General features: G+C 34.8%; 10 protein-coding genes and 2 pseudogenes. 8 read left to right on the top strand and 4 right to left on the bottom strand.

The features are described from left to right. Positions 1–1,047: 1,047 nt before the first annotated feature. From J7R07_RS08385 to parE, 6 genes and pseudogenes are all read left to right on the top strand, one after another. Positions 1,048–1,290, top strand: a complete 243-nt coding sequence (locus tag J7R07_RS08385) for a hypothetical protein (protein ID WP_246464859.1) — start codon at positions 1,048–1,050, stop codon at positions 1,288–1,290. A gap of 132 nt (positions 1,291–1,422) precedes the next feature. Further along, positions 1,423–2,011 (top strand): annotated as a pseudogene (locus J7R07_RS08555) (fumarylacetoacetate hydrolase family protein). Positions 2,012–2,409: 398 nt separating this feature from the next. Further along, on the top strand, positions 2,410–3,054 hold the full coding sequence (locus J7R07_RS05400) for a LemA family protein (protein WP_208435868.1): 645 nt from the start codon (positions 2,410–2,412) through the stop codon (positions 3,052–3,054). Next, entirely contained in the window at positions 3,054–3,905 is an 852-nt protein-coding gene (locus J7R07_RS05405) for a TPM domain-containing protein (protein ID WP_208435869.1), read from the top strand. The genes J7R07_RS05400 and J7R07_RS05405 overlap by 1 nt, the downstream gene beginning before the upstream one ends. A 147-nt stretch (positions 3,906–4,052) precedes the next feature. Further along, a complete protein-coding gene (gene lipB, locus J7R07_RS05410; RefSeq protein WP_208435870.1) occupies positions 4,053–4,790 on the top strand; it encodes a lipoyl(octanoyl) transferase LipB in 738 nt (245 codons plus the stop codon). A gap of 81 nt (positions 4,791–4,871) precedes the next feature. Then, entirely contained in the window at positions 4,872–6,938 is a 2,067-nt protein-coding gene (parE, locus tag J7R07_RS05415; protein ID WP_208435871.1) for a DNA topoisomerase IV subunit B, read from the top strand. A 19-nt stretch (positions 6,939–6,957) separates the two neighbouring features. Here the strand turns inward: parE and recJ are convergent, their stop codons facing one another. After that, positions 6,958–8,742 carry a single-stranded-DNA-specific exonuclease RecJ gene (gene recJ, locus J7R07_RS05420; RefSeq protein WP_208435872.1) on the bottom strand — a complete coding sequence of 595 codons (1,785 nt, stop codon included), beginning with the start codon at positions 8,740–8,742 and terminating at the stop codon, positions 6,958–6,960. 293 nt (positions 8,743–9,035) lie between these two features. On the opposite strand from recJ, the gene rplM reads away from it, so the two are divergent. Beyond that, positions 9,036–9,500, top strand: coding sequence for a 50S ribosomal protein L13 (rplM, locus tag J7R07_RS05425; RefSeq protein WP_208435873.1), 465 nt, complete (start codon positions 9,036–9,038; stop codon positions 9,498–9,500). 2 nt (positions 9,501–9,502) lie between these two features. Beyond that, on the top strand, positions 9,503–9,988 hold the full coding sequence (gene rpsI, locus J7R07_RS05430; protein ID WP_208435874.1) for a 30S ribosomal protein S9: 486 nt from the start codon (positions 9,503–9,505) through the stop codon (positions 9,986–9,988). A gap of 309 nt (positions 9,989–10,297) precedes the next feature. Here rpsI and J7R07_RS05435 read toward each other — a convergent pair whose 3' ends face one another. The 3 genes and pseudogenes from J7R07_RS05435 to J7R07_RS05445 form a co-directional block, all read right to left on the bottom strand. Beyond that, entirely contained in the window at positions 10,298–10,663 is a 366-nt protein-coding gene (locus J7R07_RS05435; protein ID WP_208435875.1) for a response regulator, read from the bottom strand. Between the two features lie 535 nt (positions 10,664–11,198). Beyond that, positions 11,199–11,558 (bottom strand): hypothetical protein, encoded by a 360-nt coding sequence (locus J7R07_RS05440; protein ID WP_246464860.1) that lies wholly within the window; start codon positions 11,556–11,558, stop codon positions 11,199–11,201. Positions 11,559–12,058: 500 nt separating this feature from the next. Beyond that, positions 12,059–12,190: pseudogene (locus tag J7R07_RS05445) on the bottom strand (response regulator); the annotation flags it as partial. Positions 12,191–13,082 lie beyond the last annotated feature (892 nt).

Below are 13,082 nucleotides of genomic sequence, written 5' to 3' on the forward strand. Positions count from 1 at the left end.
CTTATATGCAAAGAAGGTGATCCTTACAGGAGATCTAGAAAGTTTGTCACAGATGTAGCTAAAAAATGATAGATTTTTAGATAATGATGTTTTTTCGGAATTTTGAAATCAGTAGTTATGCGGGTGGGATTGAAAAACAACCTAAAATATCAGAGGCAACATCATTGAATACTATAATACAAAATAATTGAAAACATGCTTAATGCTTTTTTGATGTATAAAAAATAAGATGAAATATGAGATTTTTTTTGCAGCAATTCTACATCGAATCAAAAAATAATACAATAAAATCATATACTTGAAGGTGCTCATAAAAATGGTCATATATTCATAAGTATGCATATAATCAGCAGATTGATTCAATATTAAAGTGGTATACTATCTGTCCATGATGAAAATAGAAAAAAGTAAAAGAGAGAGTTTTAAAAGGAAATTTAGAAAGTATACTGTTGAAAATGATATGGGAATGTACCATTCAGCTTCTATAATTTCACCAATAAATGAAGAAAGTTTCGAAGATCTAATGTTTATCGATTATAGAAAAAGAATGTAATGAAAATCACTATAATAGATAGGGAAGCGATTGATTCTTTAGTGATCTAGCGTACAAAAATAACAGAGAAAACAGTGAAAAAAATGCGTAAGTGTAAAATAACAGTACGATTTGGTATAGGTTATAACTAGGTAGACTATGAAGCGCTTAAAACATGGTATCAAATTTGCTAATAACCCCTCTTTAACTACATAAATAAAGTGGTTAATATCGTATTAACAATGATTTTGGAGGGTCGCAGGCAAGTATTTAGACATAATGATTTAACAAAAAATATGGTAAAATATGTCAAGTGAGGGATTTTAACGCATTACATCCAAATTGTAAGGCCATCGATTTGATTGGCTGAGGTAAAATAGGGAAAGCGACGTTGGAAAGGTTAAAGCCTTTTGGATTCAAAGAGTTGTCTATGATCCATATATTGAAAGGTCTAGCAAAATCACTCATCTTTAGGCTTCTAAAAGATATAACCACCTTCTAGAAGAAAGTCGGGAGTGGATCATTATACTGCCCTCTTACAAAAAACAACTGGAGTGATTTATTCAGAATCCCTCAAAAAGATGAAGAAAAATGGTATTTTAGTGGATACAGCAAGCAATAAAATCTTTAGTGATTTTGATTATTTAGACAAGCATCTCAGGGAGAAGGTTGAATTTTACATGCTCTTGGATGCTTTATCTGTGAAGCCAGCACGTGACCACTCTCTCATTAAAGCCTGGAGCAACAATATTGACTGACTCTCTTTGAGATCGGTAAACTCACACAATGCATATTTTGCAGAAAACGCATATACCTATATAAAAAAACGTTATCCTTACGGTTGTAGTATAGTTTAGACAAAAAGCCAATGAAAAACTTGGTGGTATCCTATGATTAATAATATTTACTGCGTTGGACGCAATTATGTTGAACATGTACATGAACTTGGCAATGTTGTTGAAGATGAACCCGTTATATTTAGCAAGCCGTATAGTTCACTCGTCTTAGGAAATCAAATTTATCTCCCTGATTTTTCCAAAGAAATACATTTCGAAACTGAAATTATGCTTAGAATTTCAAAGGACACTTTTATGGTCGATAAGGTAGAAGCTGTAGAATACTAAGATGCAATAGCGATAGGTCTGGATCTAACAGCTAGAGATATGCAAACAAAACTGAAAGAAAAAAGCTTCCCTGGCTTTTGTCTAAAGGATTTAAAAGAGCCGCATGCGTCTCTGACTTCATAAACAAGAACAAAATAAACGATCCAATAACCTTTGAAATGAAGCTGAATGGTGAAACGAGGCAATTTGGCAATATGAGGGATATGATTTTTAGCTTTGGGAAAATAATACCATTTTTAAGTCGCTACATTCAGTTAAGGAGTGATGATATAATTATACAGGCACGCCGCAAGAAGTAGATAAACTTTCTCCATTTGGTGGAATAGAATTATATCAAGTACTTCAAACATCATAAGTCCGATACTGTCAGAAAAAAGAGCTTTTAAAGCTCTATGAAGATGACTCTCAAGGATCTTTATAGAACATAATCATCTATAACTAAAATTTTAAGCAGCATCATATATATTCCACAGATTTTATATTCATCTACAATACTATGAAATAAGTAATTTCTAAATCAAAAAGTGAAAAAATGATAATCTGTACCAATAATAGTTAATATTATTATTTCATAAGATTGTATGATATTGTTATTAATATTTTAATAATAAATTAATTACTTAATGATAATAACTTTAAAATTCATATAGTTATCAATTTTATCACAAAATGTCTTTTTATAAAATTAAAAATACTTTTCACAGAAAATATAAATCCTATATAATACATTAAAATAGCTGTGGAGATATCTTTATGTTAAATGCACGAACTGCTTCAATTACAATCGCTTATCCTATGGTTAAAATGTTGAGACAATTCTCAGTTGTTCTTTTCTTAGCATTTTTAATACCATTTTTAAGTGGCTGCGGTTTTAATACAATACCAACAAATGAGGAAAAAGCACATGCAGCATGGAGTGAAGTGCTAAACCAATATCAACGTCGTGCAGATCTCATCCCCAATCTCGTGGAAACTGTCAAAGCTTACGCAGCCCATGAACAATCTGTTTTTACGAATGTTATTGAAGCACGTGCTAAAGCAACGCAAGTAAACATCAATGCAGATATGTTGAATAACCCAGAAATAATGAAGCATTATCTTAATAATCAAGCAAATTTATCAAGTGCGCTTTCACGTCTTATGGCTGTTGTCGAAAACTATCCTGATCTTAAAGCAAATCAGAATTTCCTCGCTCTGCAATCGCAATTAGAAGGAACTGAAAACCGGATTTCTGTTGCACGTCGTGATTATATCGAAACCGTACGTATTTACAATACTGCTCTTAAAACGATGCCAACTATGATTTGGGCAAAATTATGGTTTCGTGATGCTAAACCTATGCCTACTTTTACCATCGATACAAATAGCCAACAAACACCGAAGGTCAATTTTAATTAATGAAATCGTTTCGGCATTCTATACAACGCAATGTTTTTCCGTTCTTATGGGTTCTTTTGAGTACTCTGTATTTGGTCATTGCGTTGGGAAATATCACTTATGCGCAGACTAAATTTCCTCCCTTAACTGCTTATGTTAATGATGTAGCTCATTTGCTTGATAATGCAACAAAGCAGAATCTAACAGAAAAACTGGCTGAACTCGAAGAGAAAACTGGAGATCAAATTGTGATTGTAACTGTCCCTACCCTTTCAGGAAAGGATATAGAAACATATAGTAATTCTCTTTTCCGCAGATGGGGATTAGGTCAAAAACAAATCAATAATGGTGTATTATTTGTTATTGCACCCAATGAACGTGAAACACGCATTGAAGTTGGCTATGGTTTGGAAGGAGTGCTAACAGACGCTCTTTCCGCAGTTATCATTAATACCTTTGCTCTTCCCAATTTCCGTGAAGGAAATTATCAAAAAGGGATTGTCGAAGCAGTGCATGCAATTATCAACATCATTACAGAAAATGATTCTGATTTTTCTTTTAGAATCAGAGAAAAAGCTAAAATTGTTCAAGCAAAACGTAAACAAGCTGAAAAAGAGGAAATGATAGCGAATACAATCATTTTTTTAATCCTTTTTATAGTGTTTGGTTTACCTATTCTCGCGATGATTTTTGGAAAAAAAGTAGGTCCACAAAAATATCTCTGGTTGGGTATTATCTTTACACCTTGGTTTCTTAACTTAAATGCCGGTGGAAGATATCCTGATGGAAGATTCGGTGGTCCTCGAGGTGGTGGAGGATTTAGAGGTGGTGGTGGGTCATCAGGTGGCGGTGGAGCCACAGGAAGATGGTAAAACGAGCATAAATTTTTGAGTATAGCAAATTTTTTAGACAAAATTCATTACTGTATTATCTCAATTTTAATAAATAATTCCCTATCTTACTCTGCAATTCTTTTACTGATTATAATACGCACTTGAACACCAACATAAATATCGCTCATGACATTTACATTGAAACGTACTGATCGTAATCATTTACCACATCAGTTTAAAACAATGCCCGGTAACCCACCGGTTGAATGGAAAATAAGTAATAACTTGGTCGAATATCCTGAAGCACTTCGTTATATGCAAGAGCGTGTAGAAAACATTCTTGCAAAAAATGCACATGAACAAGTTTGGCTTCTTGAACATCCTTCTCTTTATACATCTGGTACAAGCGCAAATAAAAAAGATCTTTTGGTACCTCATTTATTTCCTGTTTATGAAGCAGGTCGTGGCGGTGAATTTACTTATCATGGTCCAGGACAACGTATTGCCTATATTATGCTTGATCTTAAACGCCGCAAGCAAGATATTCGCGCGTTTATCAGTGCGTTAGAAGAATGGATCATACAAGTGCTTGCAAAATTTAATATTAAAGGTGAACGGCGCGAAAATCGCGTCGGAGTCTGGATTCAACGATCCACTTACTCGTCAATACAAAATAGCATCTCTTCGGAAGATAAAATCGCAGCTATTGGTATTCGTGTGCGCAAATGGGTAAGCTTTCATGGGGTTTCCATTAATGTTAATCCCAATTTAGCACATTATTCAGGGATTGTTCCCTGTGGAATTACAAATTACGGTGTAACCAGCTTTTTTGATTTAGGTTTTTCCGTAAAAATGCATGATATTGATATTGCTCTTAAACAAGCATTTGAACAAATTTTTGGTCCAACAATTGATGTTTCCTAAGTGCATTGATTTTTAAATAAAAAACAGGCATAATTTTATTTTTATGAGAATTTTATGTTATGAGGTGGATAATCAAATGCTATGAGCGAGAACAGCAAAGATCTTTTTAGTATTTTAAATAATGCGCAGTCTCGAATAAATACAAAAGAAAAAAGTCTGCAATCTCCTGTGAAGTCAGAAACAATTGCTTCGAAAAAAAGTGCGAAAGATACGCAAGAAGATAGCTATAATGCCCTCTCTATTCGCGTGCTAAAGGGATTAGAGCCTGTACGTTTACACCCTGGAATGTATATTGGCGGAACAGATAGTAAAGCACTTCATCATTTATTTGCTGAAATTATTGATAATGCCATGGACGAAGCTGTCGCTGGTTATGCAGATTTAATTGATGTATCATTAGATAGAAACGGTTATTTAACAGTTACAGATAATGGACGTGGTATTCCTATCGAAAATCATCCTCAAATGCCTGACAAATCTACTCTTGAAGTTATTATGACACAACTTCATTCAGGTGGAAAATTTGATGGAAAAGCTTATCAAACTTCTGGTGGACTTCATGGAGTAGGAATTTCCGTTGTTAATGCTCTTTCTGATGATATGGAAGTCGAAATAGCACGAGAACGAAAACTTTACCGGCAGCGTTTCTCACGGGGTATTCCTCAATCTGGATTGGAAGATTTGGGTGATGTTTATAATCGTCGTGGCACACGCGTCCGTTTTCATCCCGATGGTAGAATTTTTGGGGAAAAAGCAGCTTTTGATCCAGAAAAAATTTATAAGATGGCACGCTCAAAAGCCTATCTTTTTGGCGGTGTAAAAATTCGCTGGAATTGTGATCCTGTTATCCTTGAAGGAAAAAAAAATATTCCCGAAAAAGCTGTTTTTCACTTCCCGGATGGTCTTAAAGACTATTTACTTTCATCACTGAAAAATGAATATCAGGTCACGTCTGAAATTTTTTCTGGCAAAACAAAACAGGATAATGGCCATGGCTCGGTTGAGTGGGCTATTGCTTGGCATAGTGGCGATGCATGTGTACAATCTTACTGTAATACTATTCCCACCGGAGAAGGTGGAACACACGAAATAGGACTGCGTCAAGCTCTTTTACGTGGATTGAAATCTTACGCTGAGTTAATAGGAAACAAACGTGCTGCTATTATTACCTCCGATGATGTTATGATTTCTACGGCTGCTATACTTTCAGTTTTCATCAAAAATCCTGAATTTGTTGGACAAACCAAAGATCGATTAGCAACAATTGAAGCACAGCGTATCGTTGAGAATGCAATACGCGATCCTTTCGATCACTGGCTGACAAATTCTCCCCAAGAATCCACAAAACTTCTTGATTGGGTTATTGAACGTGCCGAAGAACGCGTAAAACGGCGCCAAAACAGAGAAATAAATCGAAAAACGGCTGTACGTAAATTACGTTTGCCTGGCAAACTCGCAGATTGTAGCCAAAACTGTGCTGCTGGTGCCGAATTATTCATTGTTGAAGGTGATTCTGCTGGTGGTTCCGCTAAACAAGCACGAAACAGAGCAAACCAAGCAATTTTACCTCTTCGTGGGAAAATCCTCAATGTAGCCAGCGCTGCACACGAAAAAATGAACGCAAGCCAAACAATTGGTGATCTTATCCTTGCGCTTGGATGTGGAACACGTTCTCAGTATCGTGAAAAAGATCTTAGATATGAACGTGTTATCATTATGACGGATGCGGATGTTGATGGAGCTCATATCGCCTCGCTCCTCATTACCTTCTTTTTTCAAGAGATGCCTGACCTCATTCATCAGGGGCATTTATACCTTGCCGTACCTCCTCTTTACAGAATATCGCAAGGAGGAAAAGTTGCTTATGCACGTGACGACGTCCATAAAGATGAATTGCTAAAGACTGAATTCACTGGAAAAGCTAAAATCGAAATTGGGCGTTTTAAAGGGCTTGGTGAGATGCGCGCTGAACAACTTAAAGAAACGACTATGCATCCTCAAAAACGTACATTGCTACGTGTTTCTATTGATGCAATGGAAATGCAAAAAACTAAAAATACAGTAGAAAGCTTAATGGGAACAAAACCAGAAGCGCGATTCCGTTTCATACAAGAAAATTCGACTTTTGCTTCCAATCTAGATATCTAATTTTCAAAAAATATCCTTTTCAAACTACTGCGGCTGCGTCAATCACACGCAGTTGTAGATTGATCGTTCCATTCCAATAATTCAGACTAAGATTGCCAGCCAAGTGAATCATTTCACCCATATTTTTAAAAAGAAAATCACCTAGTGATGTCCCCACAGCACGAAAAGCTATTCCTTGCAGTTTTTTTCCTTCAATATTAGACATAACAAGGCGAAGATGTCCTTTACCGACCTCACACAAACTAGTTAACCGGTGAGAGGGAAGAACAAAAATAGGTGTCGTATTTCCTGAACCAAATGGACCTGCTTTTTCAATCATATCAAAAAGCGCTTTATTGGCACCAGAAGCAGAAAGGCAACCATCTATACTGAGGGACTTTCTAGCACGCAACTGTGAAACCATTAAAGACACTTTTTTTTCCAGCCATTCTCGAAAAATTTCAATTTTTGTTGATTGGATTGTAATCCCTGCTGCCATACTATGTCCCCCACCTTTTTCTAATAAACTTAATGCGACAGCTTCACGAACGAGTGCTCCTAAGTCTATGCCATTAATTGAACGTCCTGACCCTACGCCACTTCCATCCTCTTTTAAAGCAATAGCAAAAACAGGACAAAAAAAACGCTCTTTTAAGCGTGACGCAAGAATACCAATAATCCCAGGATGCCATTCTTTATGAGAAATAACAAGTGACAATGGTGTTTCTTGATCTTGATAAAGAGAAGCAATATAAAATTCCGCCTGCGCTAATTGAATGTTCTCCATTTCTTGGCGTTCTTGATTAAGCTGATCTAATTGTTCTGCTATTCTGTCTGCTTCATCTTTATTCTCACAGCTAAGCAAACGTGCTCCTAAAGCTTGATCACCGATGCGCCCTCCTGCGTTAATTCTAGGGCCTAACAAAAAACCTAAATGAAAACTATTAAGTGGCTCCCCTATCCGTGCAACCTTTGTCAAAGCTCCTATCCCTGGATTCTGCATAGAACGAGCAACTTGCAGCCCTTTTACCACAAAAGCACGATTAACCCCCTGTAATGGAACAACATCACATATAGTCGCCAATGCGACAAGATCAAGCATACTTAAAAGATCAGGCAGTTGGCCTTTAAATCGTTTTTTCCGCAACAAATGATGAACCCAAGCTAATGTAACAAAGACAACACCCGCTGCACATAAATGCCCTTGTCCAGAAAAATCATCAGGACGATTAGGATTGACAAGAGCAACAGCTTCTTGATGAATCTCTGACATTTGATGATGATCTAAAATCACAACATCAGCACCTGCAAGCTTCGCCGCTTTTACAGCATCTGGACTATTTGCACCACAATCAACAGTGATAATTAAACGGGCCCCTTCTTCTACGAGCATTCTCATTGCCTGTTCATTCGGTCCATAGCCTTCAACAATACGATCAGGAATATAAATTTTGGTTTCAATCCCAAAATAACGAAAAAAACGCGCTATGATTGCTGATGCGCAGGCACCATCAACATCATAATCACCAAAAACAGCAACCTGTTCTTGATTGAGAAGAGCCTCAACAATACGCTCTGCTGCGCATTGCATATCTCTAAAACTTTCTGGATCAGGCATAAGCGTGCGTAATGTTGGATTGATAAAATCAACAGCTTCAGATTCATCCACATCCCTTGCTGAGAGAACGCGTGCCAATTCATCTGGAAAACCAAATTTTTGAGAAATAGCGCGCGCATTATTTATACCTTGAATATCAAGAGCTTCTAACCAAGCCTGACCGCACGCAGAAGATTCAACATTGAGAAAATAACGGGACCGCTGCATCGTCGTTTATTTTACAATAAAAACCAATAAAATACAATCGAGAGTTAAAGACAAAGTATTCTTTCACAGTCTCTATTTTCACTTCTAAAATCTGTACAAGAATCCTCTGAAGTGGTATTATAATACCTCAATCATAAGGTACTGTTTTATAAGTTTTTATTTTCTCTTGACGTAAATCAAAAGACATTATATCAGAGCAGATAATGCGCGTTAAATATTTCGCTATGATAACAATTTTCAACGCAAAACAATGAAATGCCCACGTTTTAAAGGGCTTAATAAAGGATACTTCTATGGCAACTTTTTCACAAAAGCCAACTGAAGTGGTGAAAAAATGGGTTATTATTGACGCAGAGAACCTCGTTTTAGGTCGTCTTGCCACAATTGTTGCTAACCGCTTACGTGGTAAACATAAAGCTACATTTACTCCACATGTTGATGACGGTGATAATGTTATTGTGATCAATGCAGATAAGATATCTCTCACCGGCAAAAAATATACAGATAAAAAATATTATTGGCATACCGGCTATATTGGCGGAATCAAAGAGCGTACAGCACATCAGATTCTTGAAGGTCGTTTTCCCGAGCGCGTTGTTGAAAAAGCTGTGGAGCGCATGATTCCTCGTGGGCCACTCGGTCGCCGTCAATTGAAGAATCTACGTGTTTATGCTGGGAGCCAACACCCGCATGCGGCACAACAGCCCGAAGCTCTTGACGTTGGTGCTTTAAACCGCAAAAACAAAAGGATTACTTGATTATGGCTGAAATTAATTCTCTTGCTGAGCTTAGTGTAATAACAAATAGTATAGAAGCTCATGAAAATGTCGCTCCTGTCCATATGCAAAAGCTTGATTCACAGGGACGTGCTTATGCAACAGGAAAACGTAAAGATGCTGTTGCTCGCGTATGGATCAAACCAGGATCTGGAAAAATTACTATTAACAACAAGGAATTTGACAAATATTTTGCACGTCCCGTTCTTAGAATGATCCTTCGTCAGCCAATTGTTGCAACAGATAGAGATACCCGGTTTGATATTATTGCAACCGTTGCAGGCGGTGGTCTTTCTGGACAGGCTGGTGCAGTGCGCCATGGCATTTCTAAAGCTTTAACCTATTACGAACCAGAACTTCGCACAATCTTGAAAAAAGGTGGTTTTCTTACCCGTGACAGTCGTGTTGTTGAACGTAAAAAATACGGTAAGGCGAAAGCACGTCGTTCTTTCCAATTTTCAAAGCGTTAATATCAGCTTTTATGAAATCTGTAGAGCTCCGTTTTCAACGGAGCCTTTTTGCTTACTAAAGCAATTTTTTTAGGAAAACGTAGCAATTAATTTATATATGTCAGAAAAAAATAAGGATATAAAACGATAATTTCCTCTTCTATGCAAAACTACCCAAAAAAGCTGCGCATCTTCAACTTTAATTTTTAGAATCTATGGTTTGATAATTCAGACATCTCTACACGCACTTGTTCACAAAAATATTGATAATATCACTTCAGTTGTCTCGTAGCTTTCCAATACCTTTTTCTATTACCAGTAAAAAAAGTGTCAGTCTAAAAAATGCTTTACCATTGTGATAAAATGAGGAACAGAAATAGGTTTTGACATGTATTCTTCACATCCGCTGGCACGAATTCGCTCTTCATCTCCTTTCATAGCAAAGGCTGTTACAGCAACAACAGGGATCGACCTCAGTCCCTCATCCTCTTTCAGTTGTTTAATAACATCTATACCTGATACCTCCGGCAACTGTATATCCACAAGAATAAGAGAAGGCATAAATGAACGAGCCAAATCTAATGCCATAAGACCATTACGTGTTTCAACGGTTTCATAGCCACTCGCCTCTACAAGATCACGGAATAACTTCATATTCAGTTCATTATCTTCCACGATCATGACTTTCTTTGACATTAGTATAACTCCACCCTTTTGAGAAAAATAGATCAAGAAAAATTAATACGTACTCCCTATAACTTAAGATAAAATGATAAAAAAAATTGTAAACCACAAAAAAAGCAATAACGCCCCATAAAAGTATTTTTTCGCAAATATTTGTAACACACATCATATACAGTTCATAAGATGAAATCCGCAATAACCGTAAGATTGTGTTACCATATATTTTTTGATTTGATATACAAAGCTTATGGATTTCAATTAATGATACATGTTCTCATTATAGAAAAAATATCAATCGTAAAAAGGAACTCGAATACACATTTTGAAGAGACAAAAGTTAATTAGCTTTTAAAAGCAACTGATTATTTAAATTTAATGCGCCCTATACTACCATCCTCCAAACAATATCTTAATGATATAAAAGAGTGAATTTAGCAATATCATCGAGAGTAAAAAACAAATAAACCATGATATTCAATCACGGTTTATTTATATGAAACATCTAACAAAGGAATAATTAAAATTTATCAAGTAAAATATCTTTTAATTAAAGAGCCCATATACTATAAGTAAGAGCATCGAATACTCTTCCACCTGTTGCTCTTTGAGCACTTGGTGGTCTTCTAGTAAAGAAATATACAAGATATGCGACTAAACCAAAAATGGCCGCCTCCATCCCTATTAAGCCCACTACTTTTTGGACATCTTTTTCAATACTTTGTCCTGCAAATCGACTAATAATTGTATTAACAGTTTCAGCAGCTCCATTTTCTTGTCTCATTTCAAAAATGGAACCAGTATTTTGAAATCTACTATTTAAAGAATCAGCATTAGCTCCTAAAATCTGTGAAAAAAGAATAGCTACTGCAACAACACATACTATAAAATGACTAAATATTTTCATCATAACCACCTAATATTTAATAAATTAAATTTATTCATCTTCCCCTCTAAATAGAAAAAATCACATCATTCAGTTATTGATGTATATTTATCATATTAGAAGATTAATATAATTAAAATCTCAATTATGTATCATTTTGTGCTTGTATTAACATAATAAAAAATACTTATTGCACAATTATTTGTGTTTGTCAATTATTTGGTTTGTATCTTTAAAATTGTATAACTTAGTGATTAAATATTATTAAGATATGATTATCTTATTATGTTTAAGTCTTAATATCATAGATATTCTTAAATACACACTTAATAAAAATATTACTCATATCAATTTAGAAGATATTATATAAATTCAAAAAAACATTTTATCAAAATGCACTAATAAAATAATTTTCTATATTATTGTAGATTGAGAAAAAATAGCTAACCAAGCCCAAAAATTAACGTAATAAAATCTGGCTCTAATTGAAAAAGCTGCTCAAGATAAAATAATAAATGATATTATGAACGCATTAAATCGCATGCTATACGACCATTACATGTCTCAACAGTTTCATAGCCACTCATCTCTACAAGATCACGGAATAACTTCATATTGAGTTCGTTATCTTCAAAGATTATGACTTTTTTTGACATTACTATAATTTTCGCCCTTTTGAAATAAAATAAACATAAAGAGAAATGAATACATACTCCCTCTAATTTAAGATAAACTGATCAAAAAATTGTACAGCATAAAGAAATGAAATAATGTCTAATAAAAGCATTTTTTGTGCAAATATTTGTAAAATGCATCACTATGCAATTCATAAGAATGAAATCCACAATAACCATTAAATTATTATCATATATCTTCAAATTTTGTGCACAAATTTATGGATATCTCACTTAATGCATATGTCTTTTTTTCGTGAAAAAATATCAATCACAACAATGAACTCAAAAGCATATTTTAAAGAAGAAAAATTTAAGTAACGTCGATATGGATAAATTGCATGCTCAATCAACAGTTCTATTTTCTCTATTAAATTAGGGCATTCACTCTTGTAATATTTTATTATTTTAGGCAATCTTATGATCCATCAATAGAATGCTTTATAATCAGATTAAAATATCTCTTCACTATAAGCTCGAAATGGAAATCTTAGAATTGAGCACACATGCAATGGATGTACTATAAAACACAAAAGCAGTCATAACGCTAGAAAATGAAAAAAATTATCATAAATTTTACTATCCCTTCTTCACCCATTTTTTTGTGTTATTTTAAAATCTTGTAAAAAGAATATGAATTACAGGCAAAAAAAATCAGTCTTTTGTAACTTCTACACATCAATCGCATAAGCTTCATTACCGATAAGCATTAACATCTGTATAAGCTATAGACTTATTATACAACATCTTAAAGCATCGTCTTTGTTTATTGAAAAGAGGATATAAAGCTTTATTTTGCTCTTTGCCATATTAGCAAAAATTTAAAAATATAAAACATTATGAAAAATAATATAAAAATTATACTATCTTGCTA

The organism is Bartonella phoceensis, from assembly GCF_902825145.1.
GTDB lineage: Bacteria > Pseudomonadota > Alphaproteobacteria > Rhizobiales > Rhizobiaceae > Bartonella > Bartonella phoceensis.